Genomic DNA, 26,619 nt, shown 5'->3' on the forward strand with positions numbered 1-26,619 from the left:
AAATATTATTGTAACTAAAAACAGAAGTAATATTCTAAAAAATAGAATATTACTTCTGTTTTTATATTGGTGATATTTTAAATATTTGGTGATAATATTATTAATTTCGGGAAAAGATACAATTGAAGGAAGGAGGAAATAAAAATGAAGAAAAGAAACAAAATTATAAGTTTTATGTTAACTCTATTCTTTGTTTTAGGCATTTTTGCAAATGTTGTAAAAGCTGCACCTAATAAGAAGGAAGAAGGCAGTCCAAAAGAAACGGGGATAAATGTAGATGCTAGTTCTGCCTTGCTTATGGAGCCAAAAAGTGGAAAAATAATTTTTGAAAAGAACTCAAATGAAAAATTGCCACCAGCATCTGTAACAAAAATTATGACTATGCTTTTATCAATGGAAGCAGTAGATTCAGGAAGAATTAAATTGACAGATAAAGTTACTATAAGTGAAAATTCAAAAAAAATGGGCGGAAGTTCTATGCTGCTTGATACTGGAGAAGTGAGAACTGTAGAGGATTTAATTAAAGGCATAGGAATAGCTTCAGGAAACGATGCTGCGGTAGCAATGGCAGAATACTTAGCTGGTAGTGAAGATGCTTTTGTAAAACTTATGAATGAAAGAGCTAGTCAGCTTGGAATGAAGAACACATCATTTAAAAACTGTACAGGATTAAGTGCAGCTGGACATGTAACTACAGCTTATGATATATCACTTATGTCTAGAGAACTTTTAAAGCATCCTACAATATTAAAATACACAGGAACATATATGGAAACAATATCTGAAGGAAGAAAAAGTCCGATAGGATTAGTAAATCATAATAAGCTAGTAAGGTTTTTTAAGGGATGTGATGGATTAAAAACTGGATTTACTGATGAAGCAAAATATTGTATATCAGCAACTGCTACAAGAGATGGTATTAGGATGCTTACAGTAATTATGGGATCTCCTACTTATAAAGTAAGAAATAAAGATGCTAGCATGCTTTTAAACTACGGTTTTTCAAAATTTGAGTGTAAAAAGATTTTGACAAAAGGCTCAGATGTTGAAAAAGTAACACTTAACAAGAATGGCGATAGATTCTTTGTAGCGAAGGCAAAAGAAGATTTAAACATAATAACGGAAAAAGGAAAGGATGCAAAAATTACTAAAAAAATTGTGCTTGATGAAGCTAAAAAAGAGTATAAGATAAATGAAGTAGTTGGGAATTGTGAAGTGTACCAGAATGGAGAACTGGTGGGAAAGGTAAAAATCTATAGCGATAGGAATGTCAAGAGGCCAGGTGTTTTTGAAAACTTAAAAAATAACTTTGTAAAAATTTTAGATAGAGGAGTTTAGTGATTTAGGAGTGAATGATGTTAGGTTGAAGGAGATTTCAATATACATTGTTCACTTTTAATTATAGAATTTACTGTGGATTACATTGTATAATATTTTTAAAGTACTATATAAGTAAAGGGAGAAAAAAATGAATATTTTCAATAGCTTTGATCAAAATCAAATGTATGTTATAAATGCAATAAAATATGTATGTATAAATCATAATATAAAAGCTTATATTGTTGGAGGAGCAGTTCGAGATAGCATACTTGGAGAGAATATAAAAGATATAGATATATGTATAAACGAAAATCCTAAAGTTGTTATAGACGATTTATCAAATATGCAAAAATATGAGTACTATCAACAGTTTCAAACTTCTACAATCAAATTTAATAATGGTATAACTATAGATTTAATAAGGTGTAGAAAGGAAACTTATGAGAGAGATGGAACTCTTCCAGAGATAGAACCATCCAATATAGAAGATGATTTATACAGAAGAGATTTCACGATTAACTCCCTAGCTTATGATATAGTTAACAATAGAATTATTGATTTATATAATGGCATTAAAGATTTAAAAAATAAGCAATTGAAAAAAATTCATATAAACAGTTATATGGAAGATCCAACAAGAGTATTTCGTGGAATTAGATATAGTACAAGATATGGCTTTGAATTATATGATAAAGAAGAAATACAGGAATGTATAAAGTCGAAAATTATCCAAAGCATAAGTTTTGACAGAATAATAAAAGAATTGGACTCAATGTGTAGAGAAAAAAAGTGGATAGAAAACTTTATTTTATGTAATCAATTAGGACTCTTAGAACTTGATAATAAGTATTTAGGTATTAAAAGTCAGCTAGAAAGTTATGATAATATAAATTTAAGAATTTTGAGTGTATTTTATGCCTTGAAAAATGACAAATATATAGATGTTTTTATTAGTAATTCATTTTTAGATAAAGATTTAAAAAAGTCAATGAAATACTATTATTTTACTAGAGATAAAATGATTGACTTGTTGATGAAACCTATGGATAACTATGAAATGTATCAGATATTGAAAAGTCTAGATTTATATGGTTTAATACTCTGTGGGTGGAATAATAAAGTCAGTTATAAAGTAATAAATTATTTTTATAACTTAAAAGATATAAGATTAGATTCAGATGGAAGGTTTTTGAATTCCCTAGGGATAAGTTCAGGAAGAAACATGGGGAAGATATTAAAAAATATACTTAAGTTAAAGTTAAACATGGGTATAAAAGATGATAAAAAATATTTATTATGTAATTTAGGAGAGATAACTAAATGTCTTTGAATATAAAAATAGAAAATTTTGAAGGACCCTTTGATTTATTGCTTCATCTTATCAAAAAGAATAAGATGGACATATATGATATAAAAATACATGAGGTAACAAAGCAATATTTAGATTATGTTCACACCATGGAAGAAATGGACCTTGAAATAACATCAGAATTTATAGTTATTGCTGCTACCCTTATTGAAGTAAAGTCGAAAATGCTTCTTCCTAAATCTAAGTTGGATGAAAGTGCAGCAGATTTGGATGAACAAGATCCTAGAAAAGAATTGGTAGACAAGCTTCTTCAATATAAGAAATTTAAAGCGGCAGCTAAGATATTAAGAGAAAGAGAATTAGGAATGGGAAGAATGTTTGGTAAAAAACCTGAAATTATAGAAGAAAAAAAGAGGCCGCAGTGTATTGAGGAATTGTTAAAAGGAATTACAATGCTTAAATTATATGAAATTTATAATAAGTTAATGGAGGTATATAGAAATAAAATGAATACTTCTAATGTTATAAATAAAGAAATTCCTGTAGACAAGTTTAAAATTGAGGACAAGATGGAATACTTAAGAAACAATATTGAATTTGGTAGAAAAGTACTTTTTTCGGGTATAGCGGAAAAATGTTCTTCAAAAATAGAAGTAGTTGTAACTTTTTTAGCACTTCTAGAGCTTATGAAATTAAAATTTGTAACAGTAATACAAGAAAATAATTTTAAAGAAATTTATGTAGAAAGGATAAATGAGGATGAAGCGGATGAATATTGATCAATTGGAGATAGAAGAGGCTTCAACAAAAAATATTTATTTTTCAATAATAGAATCTTTGTTATTTGTTTCAGGAGAAGCATTAGATATTAAGCAAATAGCTTCTATAATAGAATGTAGTGTAAAATTCACAGAACAATTGCTTGAGGAGATGTCAAAATCATATGATATAGATAGCCGTGGAATAAAAATAATAAACAACAAAGGATTTTATAGTTTAGCTACTAAGTCAGATAACAGCACATATATTGAAAAACTTTTAGGTATTAACTCAAGACAGAGTTTATCACAGGCAGCCCTAGAAACCTTAGCTATTATAGCTTACAAACAGCCTATAACTAGAGTTGAGATAGATGAAATAAGAGGTGTAAAAAGTGATAGGGCTATATACACTCTTGTGGAGAAGGGATTAATTAAGGAAAGTGGAAGGCTAGATGTAATAGGAAGACCTATATTATATGGTACCACTCAAGAATTCTTAAAATATTTTGACTTAGAGAATATTGATCAAATGCCAAATCTTGATAGCTTTGTTGAAGAATTTGTCTCTGAAAATGAAGAAATAAATGACTAACGAAATTAAGAACTTTCTATAAATTAAAAAGTTTACCTATCTGTTAATATAGGTAAACTTTTTAATTTAGGAACATATATAACCGAATTCTTGTGATTAACAACCTGTTGTTTGTTCAGAAGGTGGTGGGGTACAGGAATTTTCTTCATTTTTGTTTTTTTTATCTTTACAACACATATTTTTGAAAAAATCCATTACTTGTGGAATGGAATCCACTAATTTATCATAAGTGTTTTGCTGGTCTAGAGATAATAGTCTTATAGAATCACCTTTTATAACAAGAAATGCTATAGGCTTTACAGTAACTCCTGCACCAGAGCCACCTCCGAAAGGGTAATCAGAACCAGTGCCACCGGCATTTTTACATTCGTATTCACTTCCGCCAGACACAAAACCAAAAGAAACTCTAGATATCGGTATAATTAAGGAGCCATCTTTTGATTCAACAGCATCTCCAACTATTGTATTGACATCTATCATGTCTTTAAGGTTTTCCATAGTGCTTTTTAATAAATTTTCTATAGGATGAGATTCCATATAAAATTCCTCCTTTTACTTATGTATTGGCTAGATTTATTTTTCTACTATTCCGAAGATTCTTATAAATTATACTGGATATATAAATAAATTTAGCTAAATTTATAAAAATTATACTATCGATTTCTAAATTCAAAGCTAATTTATTGAATTCAGGAACTATATTTAATTTTTTGTTTTTTATGTTTATGAAAAGTGACGATAACTTTATTGTAATACAGATAAAGTTAGATAATAATCCAAATACTAATGCTGTGTAAGCTGCATCACTTAGACCATAATGTATATTTATTTTAATGTTTAGGTTAGGCTTAAATTTTATATCTCTTAAGGAATTCAAGATTACTTTTGAAGTATTGGAAACGGCAGGAATCTGGTCTTCCTTATATTTGACATCAATTTTAAATTTTGTTTTCATGTAATTTATCTTATCTGTTATATCAATATTATAAAGAGTAAATTTAAAAGTTTTAATATTATATTCAACTCTAATTTTAATTGGAATTGAGATGAATAAAATCAAAAACAAAATTGGAATCCCTATGTATAAAGCATGCATTAAAAGAGCCTCCTTTTATCCGATGATTACCAGATACAATGCTAGCATCACACTATATGAAAGTGAGTATAACCAAATCATAGATTTGAGATATATGCTTTTCTTTAAAGTGGAAGTAAAGAACGGCTGAGTTCTTGGATTCGTTCGAGTTTTCACTTCATAGTGCATTAATAATTATAACCAACTAAGATATTTATATAACTATTTGGAAAAAATTTAAAGATTAAATTAATAGTTTAAAGAAAAAATATATTTTAAGATGTAATTTTAAAGAAGTCTCTATATCAAAAGCAACGGAGGAAAAATTATGAATATTAGTAAAAAAAATACGCATAGGGTTACATGTTTATTTCTTTTAACTGTCTTTATAGTATTATTATTTACTCCATGTAAAGTGAAAGCCTTGAAGAAAAATAATCCACAAAGTAAGAACATCACAGGTAAAAATATAAATGTAAGTGCTAGGTGTGCTGTGGCCTTAGATAGTAAATCAAAAGTTGTACTTTATGAGAAGAATGCATATGAATTAGTTCCAATGGCAAGTACTACAAAAATTATGACTGCACTGGTTGCCTTAAAATATGGTGATCTAGATAGAAAAATAGAAATATCCAGTAAAGCAGCTAGTATAAAGGGGTCAACTGTAGGATTTAAAAAAGGAGAAAAGATATCAATAAAGGAACTAGTATATGGCTTGATGTTGAGATCTGGAAATGATGCGGCTATAGCTATTGCAGAGGGAATAAGTGGTAGTGTTGAAGAATTTGCAAAACTTATGAATGAATGTGCTGGGGAAATAGGAGTTGTTAATACACATTTTGAAACACCTCACGGGTTGGATAAAGATGAACATTATTCAACAGCATATGATTTAGCGGTAGTTACATCAAAAGCAAAAACAAATGAGTTATTTAATGAAATAGTAAAATCTAAAGATGTAGATGGAAATGCTTTAGGATTTACAAGAAGTTATCATAATATAAATAAAATTTTATGGCAGATGCCTGAAGCAAATGGAGTAAAAACAGGATATACAGGTAAGGCAGGAAAATGTTTAGTTTCTTCAGCAAATATACAAGGAAATGATGTAATAGTAGTAGTGCTAAACTGTACTGAAAGATGGAAAGAAAGTATAAAAATATTTGAATATGTAAATAAAAATTATCAGTTTAAAAAAATGTTTTCAAAAGGAGATGCGGCTGGAGAAATTGCTTTGAAAAAAGGAAATGTAAATTTATTATACGATGAAGATGTAATAATACCTGTGAAAAGTGGAGTTGAGTATACTGTAAAAGTAATTAAACCTGAAAAAGTAAATCATACAGTAAATAAGGGAGATAAAATAGGAAAGATATGTGTATATGCAGAGGGGACATTGGTATATAGCAATGACCTTGAAGCTGCTAATACAATTAAGGTAAAAGAATATCCAAAATGGATTAAAAAAATTATAAAGTCATAGGTATATATTTTTTTCTCGACTTATGTTTTAATAAAAATGTATATTAAAGCATCAAGAAAGGAATAATGATATGGCAAATAAAATGGAATTGATAAGATTAATATGTAAATATTGTATAAAGGAATATCAAACACTAAACAGTGGTCCGTTGATATCAAATTTTATTTATCAATTATGCAGGGAAATAGATATAGTTGTTCCATCGGTTCGAGGTATATTATCTGTAGAGGTAGAAGGGTATAAAAGGCAATTTGCTCATTGTTTTAACATATATAATAGCAATATTATTGATGCGACTATATATCAACATGCCCTTGTGAATAAATCTATAGAAAATATTTTTCCTCTCTTTGTAGCAGGAGTTGTTCCGGAAAATATTGAGTATATAATTTATGAAGAAATTAAATTAGATTCACAAATTAAGTTTAAAAGAGAATATTTAAAAAAGGTTTTAGATGAAGTTTCTCTTTATAAAGATATTCCTATAGATAAGTTTAATATAGTAGAGGACTCAAAAAAGAAAAGTCTATTTTATTATAAATAGAATCATTCTATATTACTAAGATAGTATTGCTGTGTAGGTTTAGTATAAGCTTTAAGTTCTGAAGTTGTTTCATATAGATAACCAAGGTAGACACTTAACTTATACTATGAGAATTATTGGCAATATTTAGAGTGTATAGATATATTTTTAGAGGACAATTGACAGAGTACAGACATTGTCTTCTGTCAATTGTTCTCTGTCCTCTAAAAAATATTCAACTTGTGTTAACTGTTACGAATAAATATTTTTTATAAGCTAAGTGTCCGTTGTGGATGTCTATATGAAATTAGCCACTAGGGGTTTAGCTAAACAAAGAAACTAAAACTAAAGTTAAAGTAGTTATAAGTTTTATTAGAACGTGTAGTGAAGGTCCAGCCGTATCTTTAAAAGGATCGCCTACGGTATCACCAACTACAGCACCTTTATGAGTTTCAGACTTTTTACCACCTAGATTTCCTAGTTCAATAAATTTTTTGGCATTGTCCCAAGCCCCACCACCGTTATTTAAGAATAAAGCCATAACAACGCCAGTTATTGTACAAACCAGTAAGAAACCTGCAGCAGCTTCTTTTCCTAAAATTACGCCTACTACAATTGGTGCTGTGATAGGAATTAATCCAGGCAATATCATTTCTTTTAAGGCACCTTTAGTAACTATGTCAACACAAGTAGCATAATCAGGCTTTGATTTTCCTTCCAGTATACCAGGAATGTCCTTAAGTTGTCTTCTAACTTCTAAAATGACATATTGTGCAGCTTTGCCAACGGAACGTATGGCTGTGGAAGTAAAGAGAAATACTACCATTGCGCCTAAAAATGCACCAATAAACACTTGGGTTTTTCCTATATCTACTGCAAACCATGAATCCAATGGTTTGCCGAGAATAGTTTTTACTTGCTCTAAATATGCAAAGAATAGGAGAAAAGTGGCTAAAGCTGCGGAACCAATAGCATATCCTTTAGTTAATGCTTTTGTCGTGTTTCCACAAGCGTCTAATTTGTCAGTTATCAATCTAATTTCATCAGGAGCTCCAGACATTTCCACGATACCACCAGCATTATCTGTAATTGGACCAAATGTATCCATAGCAAGAATGTAAGCACAAGTAGAAAGCATACCGATTGTAGCTATAGCAATTCCATAAAGTCCTCCGTTAGATACGCCAATAAGGGTGAGTTCACCAAGCTTATAAGCTGTAAATATAGCTGCTGATACCAGTAAAACAGGAAGTGCCGTAGATTCCATACCTACAGATATACCAGCAATTATGTTAGTTGCTGGACCGGTTTTAGAAGCTTCAGCAATGGATTTTACAGGTCTGTATTTATAAGAAGTATAATAATCTGTAATTAGAACAAACATATAACTAACAACTATTCCGGTAAATGCACAAAGATATAAATATACGTAGTTTATGCTTGTTCCATTCGGTAGTATTCCTGAAAACATTGACTTTACTATAAAGAATAGAGCTATTAAATTTAGTATTGTTGTAACTAGATAACCTTTATATAATGCCGACATAGGATTATCAGTATTTTCATCAGCTTTTACAAAAAATAATCCGATCACGGAAGATATTATGCCAATAGCTCCTGTTACTAATGGAAATAATATTCCCTTCCATCCGAATACTGGGTACAAGGCTACACCTAATATCATAGCTCCTATATTTTCTGCTGCTGTTGATTCAAAAAGATCAGCACCTCTTCCAGCACAATCGCCTACATTATCACCAACTAAGTCTGCAATAACTGCAGGGTTTCTAGGATCGTCTTCGGGGATACCAGCTTCAACTTTACCAACTAAATCAGCACCTACATCGGCAGCCTTAGTATAGATTCCACCACCGAGTTGAGCAAAGAGAGCAACAAAAGATGCACCGAAACCAAAGCCAACTAGAAGGGAAGGGGCTTCTTTTATTAAAGCATCATTTCCAGAAATTCCACCATAAAGTAAGAAGAGTATAGTTACACCAAGAAGAGATAAAGAAGTAACAGCAAGTCCAGTAACGGCACCACCTCTAAGTGCTATGGTTAAAGCAGTGTTTAATCCTTTTTTTGCTCCAGCTGCAGCACGTATATTTGAATTGACAGCCATGTACATACCTATATATCCAGATAAAGCAGAACACAAAGCACCAGTTATAAAAGCAATTCCAATATGAGACGAGTATTTAAAAGCAGAGTTACCACCTTTTGACAGGTTCCCGAAATAATTCGCAATAACTATTAACACAACAGTTACGAGAGCTAATGAAAAAATCGTTTTATACTGCCTTTTCATAAATGCCATAGCGCCTTCTTTTATGGCATTTGATATATTTTGCATTTGTTCGGAACCCTTTTCTTGTGTAAAGATGAACTTAATAAGAAAAAGTATAAAAAATAAAGCTAAAACTAGAGAAATGAAAATTATAATTAGGTAAGTGCTCATATGGTCAACTCCTTTCTTAAATCAAGGATTTGATTAAAATTGAGCCAAAACTTTTAAGTGAGGATTAAAAAAACATTTACTATTTAATATTAGAATATAACAAATCTTGGGAAAGTTCAAGAGTTACAAAAAAATAATTTATATTTTTGTTCATTAATAGTACAACAGCATTTAAAATTATAGTACAACAATATAATATTTTGAAACTTAATATTGTAAAAGTTTTCAAAAGGCTTTATAGCAATAATATAGAATTGTACCATATTACGTCATTGTAATTGGCGAATTGTCGAAAAAATGAAATTTAAATATATTTAAAAATCACAAAAAAATAGATTGTTAAAGTTTATACATAATATGCATATTTAATGCAAGCGGAATAGATAAAGATGAAGTGAGTATTTTTGGAAAAGTATGAATAAAATGAATATTAAATTTAATACAATTAATGGAAAATGACATAAAAGCAAATTGAAAAATAAATGAAAGTTTATGTGGAATAAAATTCAAATTTAAAACGTTTTAATAATGGTTGGTGGCTAAAATGTAAAGTTGACACAGGAGGAAGAATGTAAAAAAGAAGTAAAAAAATGATAATATTGCAATGATTTAAAAATTAAAACAAATCATCTTACATAATTGTCGGAAAATTAATGTTAAAGGATTTATTAAATAAATTAATATTTTTTTAGTTTTCTTAAAAAAAAATTCATAAAGGATTATAATTACTATTGTAATTAAATTTTTAACATGTATAATTACAATGGAAAGGGTTAGTTAAAGAAAAAGAGTGAAAACATTAAAATTATACATTAAAAATGAAAGAAATAGGTTGGAAATTTGCAAGTATAAAAATAAATATGATATAATATAGCAAAGAAGAATGTTAAAATTGATTCTTGTAAATGTTTTCGGTTAAAATTATAACAGACTGAAGATTACAATCTGAAAATATTAGAACAGTTGCTGGAATGCAATTAGTACAGTAAAAATATACATTTTATAGTTATAAAATCTACGTTAAAATTTTAATGGCAATTATATAAATAATCCCTTCATTAATACATAACCTTAAAAAATACAATTAAAGGTTTTATTTATAATATTTATTTATAAGGGGGGAGAAGTATGATAAAAGAAAATGAAGGTGTAGTAATAGAAGTTAATGGAGAAATGGCTAGAGTAAAATCTAGTAGGCATGGTGACTGTAAGAATTGTGGAGCATGCCCTGGAGATAACGCTACGATTTTAGATGTACAAAATTCGCTTGGCGCAAAACCTGGACAAAGAGTCGTTTTCGAGATGAAAGAGGCAAATATGATTAAAGCTGCTTTTGTTGTTTATATAATGCCTCTTGTAGCAGCATTTTTAGGAGCTGTTATCGGTACATGGTTAGGAGGAAAAGTTCAAATGTCTCTTCAACCTTTTCAAATAGGTGGAGGAATAGCAGCATTTTTATTAGCATTGATTTATGTGAAAATTTTCGATAAATCTGCTCACAGTGATTCAAAAATGATTCCAATAATTACTCATATAATATCTTAATGTCTTTAAAGCATTGACTAAATTTATGCTTTCTTAAATAAATATTTAAAATGTTGAGTGAGGTGTAAAAGAATGTTAAAAAGTTTTCGTGGTGGAGTGCATCCTAACGATCGCAAAAGCTATACAGCGAGTAAGTCGATTGAAGCAGCACCTCTACCAAATAAAGTTATAATTCCTGTAAGACAACATATAGGTGCACCTTGTACGCCTATAGTTAAAAAAGGAGATGAGGTTAAAAAAGGACAGATTATCGCTAAGAGCGATGCTTTTGTATCAAGTAATGTACATGCATCTGTATCAGGTAAGGTTGTAGATGTAGCTGATTACCCACATAGTGTATTTGGCATGTGTCTATCAGTAGTAATTGAAAATGATGGTCAAGACCAATGGATCGAGGGAATCCCTGTTGATCGTGATTGGCAAGCTTTAAGTAGCGATGAATTACGCAGCATAATTAGAGAAGCAGGTATAGTTGGAATGGGTGGAGCTACTTTCCCAACTCATGTTAAACTAGCACCGCCACCAGATAAGAAAATTGATACTTTCATTTTAAATGCAGCAGAATGTGAACCTTATTTAACTGCGGATCACAGAGCCATGCTCGAATATGCAGATCGTATAGTTACAGGTGTTAGAATAACAATGAAAATACTTGGAGTTACTAAGGGATATGTAGGTATTGAAAATAATAAACCAGATGCAATAAGTACAATGACAAAAGCTTTTGAAGGAACTGGCATACAAGTTGTGGGTTTACCAACTAAATATCCACAAGGAGCTGAAAAAATGCTTATAGCAGTTTTGGCAGGTAAAGAAGTACCTTCTGGTGGACTACCTATGGATGTAGGAGTAGTTGTTCAAAATGTAGGTACAGTTATAGCTATAGCTGATGCTGTCTGTAAAGGTATACCAGTAATTGAAAGGGTAACTACAATTAGTGGTGGAGCTGTAAAGGAACCTAAGAATCTTTTATTAAGAGTAGGAACAACTTTTAAAGATGCAATTGAATGTTGTGGTGGATTTTCAAAAACACCAGAAAAAATAATTAGTGGTGGTCCTATGATGGGGTTTGCCCAGTCTAATTTAGACGTATCTATAATTAAAGGATCATCTGGAATACTTGCACTAAGCAAAGAAGATACCAATACTGGAACAGAATCAGCCTGTATACGTTGCGGACGATGCGTAGACGCATGTCCTATGGGTTTAAATCCAAGTATGCTTAGTATTCTTGGAGAACGTGGATTATTTGAAGAAGCTAAAGAAGAATTCAATCTTTTAGATTGTGTAGAATGTGGAAGCTGTGTTTATGGATGTCCAGCTAAACGTAATATTGTGCAATACATCAGATATTGTAAAGCACAAAACGCAGCAAAAGCTGCAAAAAAATAGGAGGTGAATGTTAATGAGTGCTGAAGTAGTAAAAGAGAACAATGTAAATACAAGATTAAAGGAAAAAGAAGCTGAAACTAAAGAAAGCCTTTTCACTGTTTCATGTTCACCACATATTCGTTCAGAAGAATCGATATCAAGCATTATGTGGAAGGTTAACTTAGCAGCAGCTCCAGCAGCTCTATTTGGAATATATAATTTTGGTATTCCAGCATTAGAAACATTATTAATAGGAATTATTTCTGCAGTAATTTTTGAGTATGCTGTTGAGAAATTTAGAAACAAGCCTATAACTATAAGTGATGGAAGTGCATTTTTAACTGGTTTATTGATGGCTATGTGCTTGCCACCATCATTACCTTGGTATGTGACGATACTTGGATCGTTTATAGCAATTGTTGTAGCTAAACACTCTATGGGTGGACTAGGTTATAACATCTTTAATCCAGCTCACATAGGTAGAGCGGCAATAATGGTTTCTTATCCAGTAGCTATGACAACATGGACAAAAATGACTACTGCCGTTGATACTGTATCATCAGCAACACCTTTAGGAATTTTAAAATTACAAGGTTATCAAAAACTAGTTGAAACTTTTGGTGGAACACCAAATATGTACAAGGCATTATTTATTGGTACTCGTAATGGTAGTATAGGAGAAACTTCTACAATACTACTTATTTTAGGCGGAGCTTATTTGATTTATAAAAAATATATAAATTGGCAAGTGCCTGTCTGTATGATTGGTACAGTAGGAATTTTAACATGGGCATTTGGACCAGCAGGTATGTTTACAGGAGATCCAATATTCCATATGATGGCTGGTGGATTAGTCATTGGAGCATTTTTTATGGCTACAGACATGGTTACTATTCCAATTACCATAAAAGGGCAAATTATATTTGCTGTAGGTGCTGGAATGCTTACTACATTGATTAGATTAACAGGTGGTTATCCAGAAGGTGTTTGTTACTCAATACTATTAATGAACGCTCTTACACCGTTGATTGATCGTTTATGCCAACCAGTTAAATTTGGAGCGAGGAGGTAGTTAAAAATGTCAGCAGAACATACTGAAAAACATTATAGTATTGCTCAAATAGCTATGAATTTAACTGCAGCTTGTTTTATATCTGGAGCAATTATTGCTGCAACTTATTTTGTTACAGCACCAATTGCAGTACAAAAGGCTATTGAGTTACAAAATAAATCAATGCAAGCATTGGTTAAAAATGCAGATAACTTTAAGAAGATAGAGGGCAAAACAGATTGGTACGAGGCTCAACAAGGTGGAAAAACTATTGCTTATGTAGTTCCTTCAGAAAGTAAAGGCTTTGGTGGACCAATAAAGATGCTTGTAGCAGTTACAAAGGAAGGTAAGGTAATCGACTTTACTATATTAGCTCATAATGAAACTCCAGGGCTTGGAGATAATGCTCAAAAAGATTCTTTTAGGGGTCAGTTCAAAGATAAAGGTGCTGAAGATCTAGAGGTTACAAAAGATCCTACAAACAAAAAAAATATTCAGGCTATGACTGGAGCTACAATCTCTTCAAGAGCGGTAACTAAAGGTGTTAAAGAAGCTGTAGAAGAAGTTACCAAGTATGTAGGAGGTAAATAGTATGAAAGAATTATGGAATATATATAAAAAGGGCTTAATTTCCGAAAATCCAATTTTTGTTTTGGCGCTTAGTCTTTGTCCAGCATTAGCAACAACTAGTTCAGCTGGAAATGCCTTAACAATGGGGATTGTAGTTATGAGTGTTATAACTGCAAATAACACTGTAGTATCTATAACTAGAAAATGGGTAAACCCTAAGGTTCGTGTACCAGTTTATATTACATCTATAGCAACTATAGTTACATTGATACAATTAATATTACAAGCTTATTTTCCTTTAGCATATAAATCATTAGGAATATACTTAGCATTAGTTGTTGTTTTTGCTATAATACTTGCTCGTGCAGAGGTGTTTGCATCAAAAAATCCTATAATTCCATCTTTCTTTGATGGTTTAGGAATGGGATCTGGTTTTGCACTTGCTATGACATTAATAGGTGTAATTCGTGAATTATTTGGAAATGGATCTATATTCGGAGTCCAAATACTTGGATCATGGTACCATCCTGCATTAATAATGATTTTACCAGCAGGAGCATTTATACTAATCGGTTATCTTGTTGCTGGGGTTAAAATGTTTAATGAGCGCAGAGAAAGAATTCTTGCTGAGAGAGGTGAAGCATAATGAAGGATTACTTGTTATTGTTTATAAGTGCGGTAGTTGTAAACAACTTCGTTTTAACTAGATTCTTAGGATTATGTATTTTCTTCGGTGTTTCTAAAAATTTAAGTGCTTCCGTTGGAATGGGTATGGCTGTTACTTCAGTTATGACTATGAGTTCAGCACTAGCATGGTTAGTTCATCACTTTGTATTAGTTCCATATAAATTGACTTTCCTTACAACAATTGTTTTTGTACTTTTGATTGCAAGTTTTGTGCAGCTATTAGAAATGATTATAAAGAAGCAAGCGCCGGCTCTATATAATATGTGGGGTATATACTTACTATTAATTGCTACAAACTGTGTTGTACTTGGAGTACCTGTTATAAATGCTGACTCAAATTTCCCATTCATAAAAAGTGTAGTTCATGCTATTGGTTCAGGTATGGGATTTGCATTAGCGATAGTTTTAATGGCAAGTTTGAGGGAAAAATTAAGATTAGCGGATGTACCTAAACCACTAGAGGGTCTTGGCATTGCATTTATCTTAGCAGGAATGCTAGCTTTATCCTTCCTTGGTTTTTCCGGAATGATCAGTTTATAGAAAGGAGCTGAGGGATAAATGATAAATATTGCGATATTGGTTTTAATAGTAATGACACTTGTTGGTTTAGCTTTTGGTCTTGTTTTAGCATATGCTAATAAAAAGTTTGCTGTTGAAGTAAATCCTCTTATTCATATTGTTGAGGATGCACTTCCAAAGGGACAATGCGGTGCCTGTGGATATGCTGGTTGTATGGCTTATGCAGAAGCGGTAGTTGTAAATCCAGATGTACCTCCTAATCTTTGTGTTCCAGGTAAAGCACCAGTAGCAAAAATAGTAGGAGAATTAACTGGAAAAGCTGCACCAGAGGTGGAGCCAAGAGTTGCTCATGTAAAATGTGCAGGGTCAATAGATAAAGCATCTAAAGTATATGAATATAAGGGTATACAGGATTGTTTTGCAGCAAGTTTAATGCAAGGTGGACAAAAGGGATGTAAATATGGGTGCCTTGGTTTTGGAAATTGTGCAAAGGCATGTCCGTTTGGAGCTCTATCAATGGGAGAAAATGGACTTCCTATAGTTGACTTAAAGAAGTGTACAGGTTGTGGAAAGTGTGAAACTGTTTGTCCTAAGAACGTTATGGAAATGGTGCCTGTAGGAGCATATGTAAATGTAAATTGTAACTCAAAGGATAAAGGAGCACAAGCACGTAAGGTTTGTACCGTATCTTGTTTAGGATGTGGAATATGTGGTAAGAATTGTCCACATGGAGCTATAAAAATAGAAAATAATTTAGCAGTAGTTGATACTCACATATGTCAGGAAAAATGTACTGAAGCAACATGTTTAGCTAAATGTCCAACAAAAGCTATACAAGAGAGAATTGGAGTAGCAGCTATAATAGCAAGTAAACAAGAGGTTGCAGCTAACAGTTCGTGCAGCAGTTGCGATTCATGTGAAAAGTGTGATAACTAGATTATATATCTAGAAAATATTATTCAAGTTAGAAGTTACTGAAATATAATTAAATTATGTTTCAGTAACTTTTTGGTATTTCTATATAAAAAGTTTCTATTTTAAATAAAGTATAGATGTTTTATTAGTTTTAAATAAAGTTGAAAAAATTTTCGGCTACAACTGTTCCGCTTTTACCTGTTAATGATAATGAATCCTTTGCTTTTTCAAGAGAAGCAATTATAGTTTTTCTTCCAGATTTTGATGCAGCAAATTTGATAGCTGCTTTTACTTTTGGAAGCATGCTTCCTGGAGCAAATTGACCTTCAATTGCATATTTTTCAGCTTCTTCAATAGACATAGCTGCTAGATTTTGTTGATTTGGTTTTCCAAAGTTTATAGCAACTCTATCTACTGCTGTCAAAATTAAGAATACATCTGCATCTAAATCTTCAGCAAGTCTTTCAGCAGCAAGATCTTTGTCAATAACAGCTGCTACTCCTTCTAAACTGTTATTGACAGTTTCCACTACAGGAATACCACCACCACCAACAGTTATGACTACTTGGCCTGCATTTACTAATATTTTTACTGTGTCAAGTTCAACTATTTTTTGGGGTTCTGGAGATGCAACAACTCTTCTATAACCTCTACCCGCATCTTCTACCATTATATAGCCTTTTTCTTCTTGTAATTTCTTTGATTCTTCTTCATCATAGAAAGGTCCAATTGGTTTTGTTGGGTTTTTGAATCCTTTATCATTTTTATCTACAACAACTTGTGTAATTATTGAGCTTACTGATTTGTTTATACCTCTTTTTTTTAATTCATCTTTTAAAGCTTGTTGAATATGATAACCAATCATTCCTTGGCTCATAGCACCACATACGTCAAATGGCATAGCTGGTGTTATTTTGCTTGCATACTCATTTTGGATGACAAGTCTTCCAATTTGAGGACCATTACCATGTGCTATTATAAGTTCATGTCCATTTTGTATCATATCAGCTAGATATATAGATGTTTCTTTTACAACCTCTAGTTGAGATTCAGCAGTTGCTGGCTTTCCATCAGCTTGTAATGCGTTTCCACCTAAGGCTACTACGATTCTCATCTTTAATTACCCCCAAATATTTTATTATATTTAAAGTAGATTAATTATTTAATAATATTAGTCACCTAATGTGGCAACCATGACAGCCTTTATAGTATGCATTCTATTTTCAGCTTCATCAAATACAATTGAATGTTCGCTTTCAAACACTTCATCAGAAACTTCCATGGAATCAAGACCAAATTTTTCGTGAATGTCTCTTCCAATAATAGTTTTTAAGTCATGGAATGCTGGTAAGCAGTGCATAAATTTAACTTTGGGATTTCCGGTTTTATTTAACATTTCCATATTAACTTGATATGGGGTTAAAAGTTTAATTCTTTCTTCCCATACTTCAGCTGGTTCTCCCATGGACACCCAAACGTCGGTATAGATAATATCACAATCTTTAGCGCCTTTATCTACGCTATCAGTTATTGTGATTTTAGCACCAGTTTCTTCAGCAACTTTTCTGCACTCAGTAACTAAAGCTTCTTCGGGGAATAGTTCTTTTGGAGATACGATTCTAAAATCCATTCCCATTTTAGCAGCACCAATCATAAGAGCGTTTGCCATATTGTTTCTTCCATCTCCAGCGTATGCAAATACTATTTTGTTAAGTGGTTTATCAAAGTGTTCGGTTATTGTTAAGAAGTCTGCAAGAATTTGAGTTGGGTGATCAGCATCTGTTAAACCATTCCAAACTGGAACTCCTGAATACTTTGCTAAATCTTCAACAGTTGATTGAGCAAAACCTCTATATTCGATACCATCATATATTCTTCCAAGAACTCTTGCAGTATCAGGAATAGATTCTTTTTTACCCATTTGGCTTCCAGAAGGTCCGAGGTAAGTAACGTGAGCTCCTTGATCAAGTGCAGCTACTTCGAAAGAACATCTTGTTCTAGTAGAATCTTTTTCAAATAGTAATACTATATTTTTTCCTTTAAGTCTTTGTTGTTCGCAGCCCGCATATTTAGCTCTCTTTAAATCCCTAGCTAAATCAAGCATATATTGAATTTCCTTTGGTGTGAAGTCCATTAGTGTTAAAAGGTGCCTATTTTTTAAATTAAATTCCATTTCTATTTCTCCTTTTTACTTGTACTATTTTTTATTAAAGGTTTTCTCTGTATAGAGGCATACTCATACATCTTGGACCTCCTCTTCCTCTTGACAATTCAGAGGAAGGAATAACATATAATTTTATTCCATAGCTTTCAAGAAGCTTATTAGTAACATGATTTCTTGAATACACTACTACTTCTCCTGGGGCAATAGCTAGAGTGTTTGAACCGTCACTCCATTGTTCTCTTGCAGCATGTACTCTATCTCCGCCCCCGCATCTTATAAGGGTAACTTTTCTTCCTAGGTGCTTTTCTAAAATATCTTCTAAAATTATACTTTGCTTTTTAACATTTAATCCATTTGGTTTAGAATCATCTCTAGTTATTTCATACACTGTCAGAGGTCCCTCTATTTCAGGATGAATTGTGAACTTGTCATAATCAACCATTGTAAAAACAGTATCTAAGTGCATAAATGCTCTTGATGTTGGTATATGGAAAGCTAGTACAGTTTTAAAGTCTGAATTCATATTAAATAATTTTTTGCAAACTTTTTCTATAGAAGCTGAATCTGTTCTTTGAGAAATACCTATAGCTAAAACTTCCTTACTTAGTATTAATTCATCTCCACCTTCTAGACTTGTTGTTTCATTTCTGTTAAACCATAAAGGAACATTTGCATCCTTAAATCTAGGATGATTTTCGAATATGTATTTTGCAAATATAGTTTCTCTGTTTCTTGTCTCAGTTCTCATGTGGTTAAGAGTGATTCCATTACCAATTGTTGCAAATGGGTCTCGTGTAAAATACAAGTTTGGCATTGGATCACATAAGAAAGGATAAAAATCGTTTACTTGATCATAAAGTGAGTTTCTTTGGTATTTAGCTAATTCTTCCTTTCTTACTCCTGCCATCATTTTGTCAACCATATCTTGATTAGAGAAGTCATAGAAGTAATTTGTCAGAGCAGCTTTCAGGTCTTCGCTTTCAACGGTGGCTTCGTCTATAAACTGACTTATAAATCTAGTTTTAACTTCTTTATTTTCAAGAGCTTCTGCTGCAAGCTTTTCAAGATAAAGAACTTCTACACCGTTATTTCTTAAAGTATCTGCGAAGAAATCATGTTCTTCTCTAGCTACTTTAAGATAAGGGATATCATCAAATAGCAATCTTTCAAGAAGTTCAGGTGTTAAATTTTCTACTTCAGCACCTGGTCTGTGAAGTAAAACTGTTTTTAATTTTCCTATTTCTGAAGTAACATTTAAAACGCTACTTTTATCTTTTCCCTCTATATTTTTGTTTTTAATAATTTGATTGTTTGAAACAACATTTTTCAAGGCGTTTCCTCCTTACGATTATTGATCACTTAGCTGATTAGTATATTGATCTGAATATATAAAGAGATATATGGCTTATCAAATATTTATTTTTGAATAAGTTATTTAGTTAGAATAAACATTCAGTGTACTATGTAAATGTAAAGCTCTTTAGGTTTAAATGATCTGATTATTTTAAACTTTATAAATAAAAATATAAATGCTTAAAAAACTGTAAAAGTATAGAGCAACTTATAAATATGATGAAAAAATAATTATATTTAATTATATTGTGGAAATAAAAAAATAGACTAGCGTCAATAGTTATTAAGCTAGTCTATTTTTCTATTTAAACTGTATCTATTCTGTTCCAAAGAGAAATTAAGACTATACTAGCTTTTATATGACTAATATAGTCTTTTGCTATTGTTGTTGAAATTCTCTAAACATAGGTATCTTGTTTATATGAGAAGCTAAGAACTTAGTGCAAAGTCCTATAAAATAACCAGTGAATACTGCAGATATAAGAAGTACTGGCAAATATACATATATCCTAAAATCTTGAACTACAAGTGATGCAACAAATAATTGGCCAATATTGTGGAATACTGCACCACATATGCTTATTGTCCAAAGGCTCATAGAATTTTTGAAATATTTGTAAAGGATAATCATTATTATATTACTTAATATTCCTCCGGCTAAGCTAAACATAAGAGAAGAGACCGTACCTCCAAAGATGGAGCCTAAAATTGTTCTTAAAAACATAATTAATAAGGCTTCTTTTGAACCCAACAATAGAAGCGCTGTAAGAGATATTATATTGGCAAGACCCAGTTTTATTCCTGGAAATAAAACTGGTATTTGAGCTTCAATAATATATATTACAAGAGCAATGCTTACTAGAAAGCTTAGGAACACCATTCGTTTAGTCTTATTCATATTTACACCTTTATTCCTATAGTAAAAAATTATAATTTAAATATATAAATGTAGATGCTCAAGTATGTTTAGCTAGAAATTTGGTCATAAGATGAATTTTTTCCTTCTATCCTTATTATAGTCTTGTGAGGAAGACAAACAGCGGTTTGCCCAGGTTCAGATATCCATCCTGTTTTAACGCAAATTTTATCAGGACAATCAGCATCTATGAAACGTATTTTCCCAGGCTCTACTTCTATCTTATTAAAATGTCCATTATTATAAGGAAGTATAAATTCACTTTTTTCTTTTATTTTATTTAGATCAATAGTTTTAACGATTTTTCCGTTTTGTTCTACCACAGCTATACGATTAGAACCTTTAACATAAGTTTTGTATATAAAAACTCCAATGAAGCTAACAATAATTAGGGAAATCAATAATATAGCAGCAATTTTATCTCCTTTTTTCATTTGCATATCCTTCCAAAATAAAGTTTATAAACGTTAGTTTAAAATTAAATTTTCAGTACTAATTATAACATATTCTTATAAGGATTATCTAAAGATTATTTATAATTTCTTAGCTTTAATAGTAAAAAGTTTAGGAATACCTTTATCTTCTGGTTTAGGACTTTCACTTTCTTCAAGAGTTTGTATATAGAAACTGTTATTAGCGATAGCGGTTACAATTTCGCCTAGTGTCCATTTCCTTAAGTGAGCTTTCTGGAAGGAACTCTTTTCTTGCTCTGTAAGGTTTTCAATTCCGGGAACAAATTTCATGTAAGCAACTTCGGTTTCTTCTATACCTGTACTAAAGTAGTCACCTACAACTTTATGTTTTTTGCCTTTGGTAGTAATGAGTTTTGTAGAAATTGGATGAAAATCTTCTACTAAAAATATACCATCTTGTCGAAGAAGCTTTGCGGCTACGTCAAAAAATGGGTTTAAGTCTGTGAAATAATGAAGAATTCCTAATTCACAAAAAACTATATCATAATCTCCTGTAAATTCTTCTTTAGGTATATTCAATACGTCAGATACAATATAGTTTATGGACACATCACATTCTCTTGCCAAGTCTAAAGCATATCTAGAATTCTCATATGAAAAGTCTATAACTGTAACATCTGCACCCATTAAAGCCAAAGCTATTGCTTTACTGCCATGCGACCCTAGTAAGTTAACTATTTTTTTATTTTTTAAAGCTTGGTGGAAATCTTGATATCCTTGATAAGTATCTATTTCCGTTGTTGGAGAAGTTTTATCTATATTTAAAAAATATTTACTAAGTAAACCAAGTTTTGAAATTGGATCAGATTTTATTTTTTTTGAAGCTTCTGAAGGGGGACCAAAACGGTAAACCCATGCTTCATAAGCCATTTGATTCCAAGCCATTTCATTTATTCTGGTGTGTTCTTCCTGCATTTATAATCCTCCTTAGTATAGAGATCCACGGCCGAAAGTAAATTTATCCTCTGGGAGATGTTACCAAGCTTTGTCACGATAAAAACTTTTAATCATTCTAAAGCTTAGTATTTGGAAAATCTGAGAAGCTTTTATAAACTCGTACCTCAAACATATAAAAATTCCTAAGATTTTCTAAAATACTTCGCTAAGAATGATAAAAAGTTTTTATATGTGTCTTCAGCCTTGGTAACATCTCCCTGCGTATAAATTTACTTTCTGGTGTGTTTATCTATATTTACGTATAAAATTTTACTATAACATATGAAGCTTTACAACTTTTAAATTGTAATGGAGAAAATATACTGTAATAGTTGTAAAACTTAGCTATTCTGGTAAAATAAATATACTAATATTATATAGAGTATAATATGTTATTTAAGGGGAAATTACTAGGGAGGTGTACTATATGAAATTTTTAAAATATTTACTTATTTTTATACCTATAAGTATAGTGGCTGAATTTATGAAAATAAATCCTATATTGATCTTTATATTTTCTTCTTTATCTATAATACCATTAGCAGGATTCATGGGTGAGGCTACAGAAGAAATATCAATATACTCCGGACCAAGAATAGGAGGATTTCTAAATGCAACCTTTGGAAATGCTACTGAACTTATAATATCATTTTTTGCATTAAAACAAGGTCTTTTTGATGTAGTTAAGGCATCAATAGCTGGTTCAGTTATTGGAAATATTTTACTTGTTCTAGGGGCAAGCATGTTTTTTGGTGGAATTAAATACAAAATTCAAAAATTTAATAAAAGCATAGTGGAAGTATCGTCAAGCATGCTTTTGTTTGCAGTTATTGGTTTAAGTATTCCAGCTATTTTTACACATACGGTAAATAAAGATTTGCTAACAGGAAGGTATGAATGGTTAAGTGTATGGATTTCTTTAGCAATGTTTATTATTTATTTACTAGGGCTATACTTTTCATTTTATACGCATAAAGATTTATATGGGTCAGAACATGCAGAAGAAACAGAGGCAAAATGGGGTGTTTCAAAATCAATAATTATCCTAGTATTAGCAACTTTAGCAATTGCTTTGGAAAGTGAATATTTAGTAAGCTCAGTAGAACCTATGACGGAATCTTTAGGACTAAGTGAAATTTTCGTTGGTATAATTATTATTCCTATTATAGGAAATGCAGCGGAGCATAGTACAGCGGTACTTATGGCTCTTAAAAACAAAATGGATGTAGCTGTAGAAATAGCAGTAGGATCAAGTTTGCAGATAATTTTATTTGTAGCTCCACTATTAGTGTTTATAAGTCTATTATTTAAGCCGATGAGTATCGTATTTAGTGAATTTGAACTTGTCGCATTAATTGTATCAGTCCTAATCGTAAATAGAGTGGCTAGCGATGGAGAATCAAATTGGCTTGAAGGAATTCAACTCATTGCTGTATATATTATAATTGCAATTTCTTTCTTTATTTAAGTTTTTAGTCGTATTAATAAAAAAATAATGTAAATAATAAAAGATAGATAGATGCACTTACCAAAAAATTATGTTGTGCTGTGGCACTATATAGGCAGTCACACTAGACGCTTAACATAAATACAACACCCCATTATTTTTGATGAGTAGCAAAATATAGTTTTTGGAGGTTATTATTAATGTCAACAGGTGTAGTAAAATGGTTTAATGACGAAAAAGGCTTTGGATTCATTACTGGTGATGATGGATCAGGAGATGTATTTGTTCATTATTCTGCAATAAAAGAAGAAGGAAAAAGAAAAGACTTAAGTGAGGGGCAGCAGGTTAGCTATGATGTAATACAGACTGAAAAAGGATTACAAGCGGTTAATGTCAATAAAATGTAAGTAAAAAAGGATGTTTGGAGTATCAAACATCCTTTTAAGATTAAATATCAAGAATATAAATAGCTATTTCCATCTAAAGGAATTAAAACTTGAAGTGGAGGATTTTTATCAGTAAGGCCTATTGCATATATTGTATAAAATCTATCAGGATATAGATTAATATTAGGAACATCTAAAACTATATCATTTGTTCCAGCAATGCGTAAGTTAACTCTGTATTTTCCAGGATTTACGGGTATATATCGGGTAATTTGCTTATATTCTACATTTTTAAAGAGTGCTGTACCATCTGGTAAAGTTACATCTACTTTTGGTGCATCAGGAGACAAATGAGAAAATCTTAATAAAGTTTTACCTTGAATTATTGGTCTCCGAGTATCCTCAATTGGAAGTAAGCTTATATTTGGAAGGGTTCCTATTATTGCAAGGGTATAAATGATTCCATCAGGAATAAATAAATTGGTATTTATTATAGGACGACCTTGGCTGCCAGCAGCATATACTTTTATGTTATATGAACCAGAAGGTATGGGCATATAATCGGTAAATCCTTTATAGGCAAGTCCGCTAATAGTCGGATTGTTGTTTATATATATATCCACAGCAGGAGAACCAGGACTAGCATGTAGAATTCTGATGTAAGATGCAGGAACTCTAAATAAATTGTTATGCCTAGAAGCGAAAGGACATATAAACATTTAACCACCTTTTATAAAATTAATCACAATAAAAATATATGTTATTATTAATAAAGTAATGCTATTTAAATATAAATTTACATAAGCTGTGTAAATTTAAAGAAGCAGGCACTCCAGTCATGTCGATATAGTCCATTGGATAATTTCCATCCCAAGGATAAATAGATAAATATTTTTCATTATAAACATTTAGTACAAGTTTTTCTTTGCTGAAGGTAAAAAATATTTTATATATAGGTTTTTCTGGAAGATCCTTGGGCTTAGATATAAAATTATTTTTATTAAGAGATTTTAGCATAAGTTTTACTGTGTTTATATTTTCATCTTGTAGATTTTTTTCTTTATAAAAATTTGTATCTAATGCCGTACATTTTAATGATGTATCTAATGTTAAATTTTTAGCCAAAATGTTTGTATAATAAAAGTTATTTGGTTTATTTTTATTAAAATTGATATTGTTGAACTTATAATTGCAACCTGTAAATAATACGGATATAATAAATAAAGTGTAAAGAGAATATAAAATTTTTTTCAATCACACCACCCTAATATAAATTAATTCTAAAATACATTATGTTAATAATTACTCATTTATTACATACATAATTTAAATTTTTAAAATATTTGAGAAAAACTAATAATAAACGATTGGGAGTGATAGTATTGAAATATAAGATTATAGCTGTAGATATGGATGGAACTTTATTAAATGATGATAAGCATATAAATGATGATAACTTAGATATGATAAATAAAGCCATAAGTAATGGAACTAAATTTGTTATAGCATCAGGGCGAATACCTGCAGGACTAAAATTTTATGAGGATACTGTAGCAAAAGAACAGCCAATGATTTGTTGTAATGGGGCAATAATATTAGATCATAATAAAAATGTAATATATTCTAAAGCAATTGAGAAGATACAGCTCTTAAAGATTGTAGATATATTAAAGGAAAATAATAATGTTTATTTTCATTTCTATGATGAAAATTCTATATATAGTGAGCAATTTAAATTTTCAATGGAAGGTATAGAAAGTTTTAATAAGAAAATAAATGAAAAATTTAGACTTGAGGTAAAATTGATATCAGACGCAAGACAAGTCATAGAAAATGCAAAATTTGATATCAATAAAATTGTTGTTATAGATGATGATATAGATTATTTAGATAAACTAAGAAAAAGAATAGATGATATTGAAGGGATAGAGACTACAAAATCAGATATAAATAACATAGAGATACTTAGTGCCGGAGTATCAAAAGGAAATGCTCTCAAAATTTTAGCTAGTAATTATAGAATTTCTATTGAAGAATGTATTGCTGTTGGAAATGATGAAAATGATATTAGTATGATTAAGTGCGCCGGACTAGGTGTTGCTGTAAAGAATGCAAGAGATTTTATAAAAGATTATGCAAATTATGTAACTAAAAAAGATAACAATGATGGTGCTGTATCAGAGGTTATACAAAAATTTATATTAAATGTGTAAATAAAAATATATATCTTAGTATTGTAGACAAGTAATTTATTGATAGTAAATAATAAAAAAATGGTATAATTTTGAAATGATAAATTTAAGAGTGATATATTTTATAGAAAATCAGGAGTTGGGATTATGGAGGATAAAGGAATAGTAAGTAAAAAAGATATACAAACAAGACTTAGAAGAATAGAAGGGCAAATTAAAGGAATTGAAAAAATGCTGGATAATGAAGCTTGTTGCAAAGATGTATTAATTCAAGTTGCGGCAGCGAGAGCTGCTATTAATAAAGTAGGAACAATTATATTGGAAAATTACGCTAAGAAATGCTTTGATTGCAATTCGGAAGATAAAGAAGAAATAAAAAAGATAGAAGAGTTAGTTTCAACTCTTACAATGTTTCTAAAATAGGAATATAGACACCCACGGCCGAAAGTTGACTTACACTCCGGTATATGTTTCCAAGCTTCAGCACTATAAAAACTTTTTATCAATCTAAAGCTCAGTATTTTTAAAATATAATAATCTTTGATGAAATAGTTCCTCAATAAGGAACAACTT

General features: G+C 30.8%; 28 protein-coding genes. 17 read left to right on the forward strand and 11 right to left on the reverse strand.

Going from position 1 to position 26,619, the window contains the following annotated elements; all coding sequences use genetic code 11:
- Window positions 1-144: 144 nt before the first annotated feature.
- From I6U48_RS28260 to scpB, 4 genes are all read left to right on the forward strand, one after another.
- Window positions 145-1,338, forward strand: a complete 1,194-nt coding sequence (locus I6U48_RS28260) for a D-alanyl-D-alanine carboxypeptidase family protein (protein WP_218323855.1) — start codon at window positions 145-147, stop codon at window positions 1,336-1,338.
- Between the two features lie 130 nt (window positions 1,339-1,468).
- On the forward strand, window positions 1,469-2,650 hold the full coding sequence (locus tag I6U48_RS28265) for a tRNA nucleotidyltransferase/poly(A) polymerase family protein (RefSeq protein WP_218323856.1): 1,182 nt from the start codon (window positions 1,469-1,471) through the stop codon (window positions 2,648-2,650).
- On the forward strand, window positions 2,641-3,408 hold the full coding sequence (locus tag I6U48_RS28270) for a segregation/condensation protein A (protein WP_218323857.1): 768 nt from the start codon (window positions 2,641-2,643) through the stop codon (window positions 3,406-3,408). The genes I6U48_RS28265 and I6U48_RS28270 overlap by 10 nt, the downstream gene beginning before the upstream one ends.
- On the forward strand, window positions 3,389-3,982 hold the full coding sequence (scpB, locus tag I6U48_RS28275) for an SMC-Scp complex subunit ScpB (RefSeq protein ID WP_218323858.1): 594 nt from the start codon (window positions 3,389-3,391) through the stop codon (window positions 3,980-3,982). The genes I6U48_RS28270 and scpB overlap by 20 nt, the downstream gene beginning before the upstream one ends.
- Window positions 3,983-4,078: 96 nt before the next feature.
- Here scpB and ytfJ read toward each other — a convergent pair whose 3' ends face one another.
- Window positions 4,079-4,519 carry a GerW family sporulation protein gene (ytfJ, locus tag I6U48_RS28280; RefSeq protein ID WP_218323859.1) on the reverse strand — a complete coding sequence of 147 codons (441 nt, stop codon included), beginning with the start codon at window positions 4,517-4,519 and terminating at the stop codon, window positions 4,079-4,081.
- A 19-nt stretch (window positions 4,520-4,538) separates the two neighbouring features.
- A complete protein-coding gene (locus tag I6U48_RS28285) occupies window positions 4,539-5,078 on the reverse strand; it encodes a DUF2953 domain-containing protein (RefSeq protein ID WP_218323860.1) in 540 nt (179 codons plus the stop codon).
- A gap of 307 nt (window positions 5,079-5,385) precedes the next feature.
- Here I6U48_RS28285 and I6U48_RS28290 point away from each other — a divergent pair, with 307 nt between their 5' ends.
- Both I6U48_RS28290 and I6U48_RS28295 read left to right on the forward strand, forming a co-directional pair.
- Window positions 5,386-6,540 (forward strand): D-alanyl-D-alanine carboxypeptidase family protein, encoded by a 1,155-nt coding sequence (locus tag I6U48_RS28290; RefSeq protein WP_218323861.1) that lies wholly within the window; start codon window positions 5,386-5,388, stop codon window positions 6,538-6,540.
- A gap of 70 nt (window positions 6,541-6,610) precedes the next feature.
- Window positions 6,611-7,084: a hypothetical protein gene (locus tag I6U48_RS28295; protein WP_246615597.1), complete on the forward strand. Its 474-nt coding sequence runs from the start codon at window positions 6,611-6,613 to the stop codon at window positions 7,082-7,084.
- Between the two features lie 301 nt (window positions 7,085-7,385).
- On the opposite strand, the gene I6U48_RS28300 is transcribed toward I6U48_RS28295, so the two are convergent.
- On the reverse strand, window positions 7,386-9,521 hold the full coding sequence (locus I6U48_RS28300; protein WP_218323862.1) for a sodium-translocating pyrophosphatase: 2,136 nt from the start codon (window positions 9,519-9,521) through the stop codon (window positions 7,386-7,388).
- A 1,128-nt stretch (window positions 9,522-10,649) separates the two neighbouring features.
- Between I6U48_RS28300 and I6U48_RS28305 the strand changes: the two genes are divergently transcribed.
- The 7 genes from I6U48_RS28305 (at window position 10,650) to rnfB (ending at window position 16,200) form a co-directional block, all read left to right on the forward strand.
- Window positions 10,650-11,066, forward strand: a complete 417-nt coding sequence (locus tag I6U48_RS28305) for a SoxR reducing system RseC family protein (protein WP_218323863.1) — start codon at window positions 10,650-10,652, stop codon at window positions 11,064-11,066.
- A gap of 72 nt (window positions 11,067-11,138) precedes the next feature.
- Entirely contained in the window at window positions 11,139-12,458 is a 1,320-nt protein-coding gene (rsxC, locus tag I6U48_RS28310; RefSeq protein ID WP_218323864.1) for an electron transport complex subunit RsxC, read from the forward strand.
- 13 nt (window positions 12,459-12,471) lie between these two features.
- Window positions 12,472-13,509: an RnfABCDGE type electron transport complex subunit D gene (locus I6U48_RS28315; protein WP_218323865.1), complete on the forward strand. Its 1,038-nt coding sequence runs from the start codon at window positions 12,472-12,474 to the stop codon at window positions 13,507-13,509.
- A 6-nt stretch (window positions 13,510-13,515) separates the two neighbouring features.
- Window positions 13,516-14,079 carry an RnfABCDGE type electron transport complex subunit G gene (locus tag I6U48_RS28320; protein WP_218323866.1) on the forward strand — a complete coding sequence of 188 codons (564 nt, stop codon included), beginning with the start codon at window positions 13,516-13,518 and terminating at the stop codon, window positions 14,077-14,079.
- Between the two features lies 1 nt (window position 14,080).
- On the forward strand, window positions 14,081-14,704 hold the full coding sequence (gene rsxE / locus I6U48_RS28325; protein ID WP_218323867.1) for an electron transport complex subunit RsxE: 624 nt from the start codon (window positions 14,081-14,083) through the stop codon (window positions 14,702-14,704).
- Window positions 14,704-15,285 (forward strand): electron transport complex protein RnfA, encoded by a 582-nt coding sequence (locus I6U48_RS28330; protein WP_218323868.1) that lies wholly within the window; start codon window positions 14,704-14,706, stop codon window positions 15,283-15,285. The genes rsxE and I6U48_RS28330 overlap by 1 nt, the downstream gene beginning before the upstream one ends.
- A 21-nt stretch (window positions 15,286-15,306) precedes the next feature.
- Entirely contained in the window at window positions 15,307-16,200 is an 894-nt protein-coding gene (rnfB, locus tag I6U48_RS28335; protein WP_218323881.1) for an RnfABCDGE type electron transport complex subunit B, read from the forward strand.
- A gap of 130 nt (window positions 16,201-16,330) precedes the next feature.
- Here rnfB and arcC read toward each other — a convergent pair whose 3' ends face one another.
- The 6 genes from arcC to I6U48_RS28365 all read right to left on the reverse strand — a co-directional run bounded on the left by arcC (window position 16,331) and on the right by I6U48_RS28365 (window position 22,000).
- Window positions 16,331-17,293 (reverse strand): carbamate kinase, encoded by a 963-nt coding sequence (arcC, locus tag I6U48_RS28340; RefSeq protein WP_218323869.1) that lies wholly within the window; start codon window positions 17,291-17,293, stop codon window positions 16,331-16,333.
- 57 nt (window positions 17,294-17,350) lie between these two features.
- Window positions 17,351-18,352 (reverse strand): ornithine carbamoyltransferase, encoded by a 1,002-nt coding sequence (argF, locus tag I6U48_RS28345; RefSeq protein ID WP_218323870.1) that lies wholly within the window; start codon window positions 18,350-18,352, stop codon window positions 17,351-17,353.
- Between the two features lie 34 nt (window positions 18,353-18,386).
- A complete protein-coding gene (gene arcA / locus I6U48_RS28350; RefSeq protein ID WP_218323882.1) occupies window positions 18,387-19,628 on the reverse strand; it encodes an arginine deiminase in 1,242 nt (413 codons plus the stop codon).
- Window positions 19,629-20,075: 447 nt separating this feature from the next.
- The gene (locus I6U48_RS28355) at window positions 20,076-20,594 is read right to left on the reverse strand and encodes a Gx transporter family protein (protein ID WP_218323871.1); all 519 of its coding nucleotides are present in this window, start codon (window positions 20,592-20,594) and stop codon (window positions 20,076-20,078) included.
- Window positions 20,595-20,662: 68 nt separating this feature from the next.
- A complete protein-coding gene (locus I6U48_RS28360; protein ID WP_218323872.1) occupies window positions 20,663-21,046 on the reverse strand; it encodes a NusG domain II-containing protein in 384 nt (127 codons plus the stop codon).
- A gap of 99 nt (window positions 21,047-21,145) precedes the next feature.
- Window positions 21,146-22,000, reverse strand: coding sequence for a class I SAM-dependent methyltransferase (locus I6U48_RS28365; RefSeq protein ID WP_218323873.1), 855 nt, complete (start codon window positions 21,998-22,000; stop codon window positions 21,146-21,148).
- A 439-nt stretch (window positions 22,001-22,439) separates the two neighbouring features.
- On the opposite strand from I6U48_RS28365, the gene cax reads away from it, so the two are divergent.
- Complete coding sequence (gene cax, locus I6U48_RS28370; RefSeq protein WP_312891156.1) at window positions 22,440-23,489, forward strand: calcium/proton exchanger; 1,050 nt, start codon at window positions 22,440-22,442, stop codon at window positions 23,487-23,489.
- A gap of 179 nt (window positions 23,490-23,668) precedes the next feature.
- A complete protein-coding gene (locus I6U48_RS28375) occupies window positions 23,669-23,875 on the forward strand; it encodes a cold-shock protein (RefSeq protein ID WP_218323875.1) in 207 nt (68 codons plus the stop codon).
- A 47-nt stretch (window positions 23,876-23,922) separates the two neighbouring features.
- On the opposite strand, the gene I6U48_RS28380 is transcribed toward I6U48_RS28375, so the two are convergent.
- Together I6U48_RS28380 and I6U48_RS28385 are read right to left on the reverse strand one after the other, a co-directional pair.
- Entirely contained in the window at window positions 23,923-24,573 is a 651-nt protein-coding gene (locus tag I6U48_RS28380; protein WP_218323876.1) for a DUF4397 domain-containing protein, read from the reverse strand.
- Between the two features lie 61 nt (window positions 24,574-24,634).
- Window positions 24,635-25,108 (reverse strand): DUF4883 family protein, encoded by a 474-nt coding sequence (locus I6U48_RS28385; protein WP_218323877.1) that lies wholly within the window; start codon window positions 25,106-25,108, stop codon window positions 24,635-24,637.
- Window positions 25,109-25,227: 119 nt separating this feature from the next.
- Here I6U48_RS28385 and I6U48_RS28390 point away from each other — a divergent pair, with 119 nt between their 5' ends.
- Together I6U48_RS28390 and I6U48_RS28395 are read left to right on the forward strand one after the other, a co-directional pair.
- Complete coding sequence (locus tag I6U48_RS28390) at window positions 25,228-26,067, forward strand: Cof-type HAD-IIB family hydrolase (RefSeq protein WP_312891157.1); 840 nt, start codon at window positions 25,228-25,230, stop codon at window positions 26,065-26,067.
- 126 nt (window positions 26,068-26,193) lie between these two features.
- A complete protein-coding gene (locus I6U48_RS28395) occupies window positions 26,194-26,469 on the forward strand; it encodes a metal-sensitive transcriptional regulator (RefSeq protein WP_218323879.1) in 276 nt (91 codons plus the stop codon).
- Window positions 26,470-26,619: the final 150 nt, after the last annotated feature.

This window comes from Clostridium thailandense (genome assembly GCF_019207025.1).
GTDB lineage: Bacteria > Bacillota > Clostridia > Clostridiales > Clostridiaceae > Clostridium_AM > Clostridium_AM thailandense.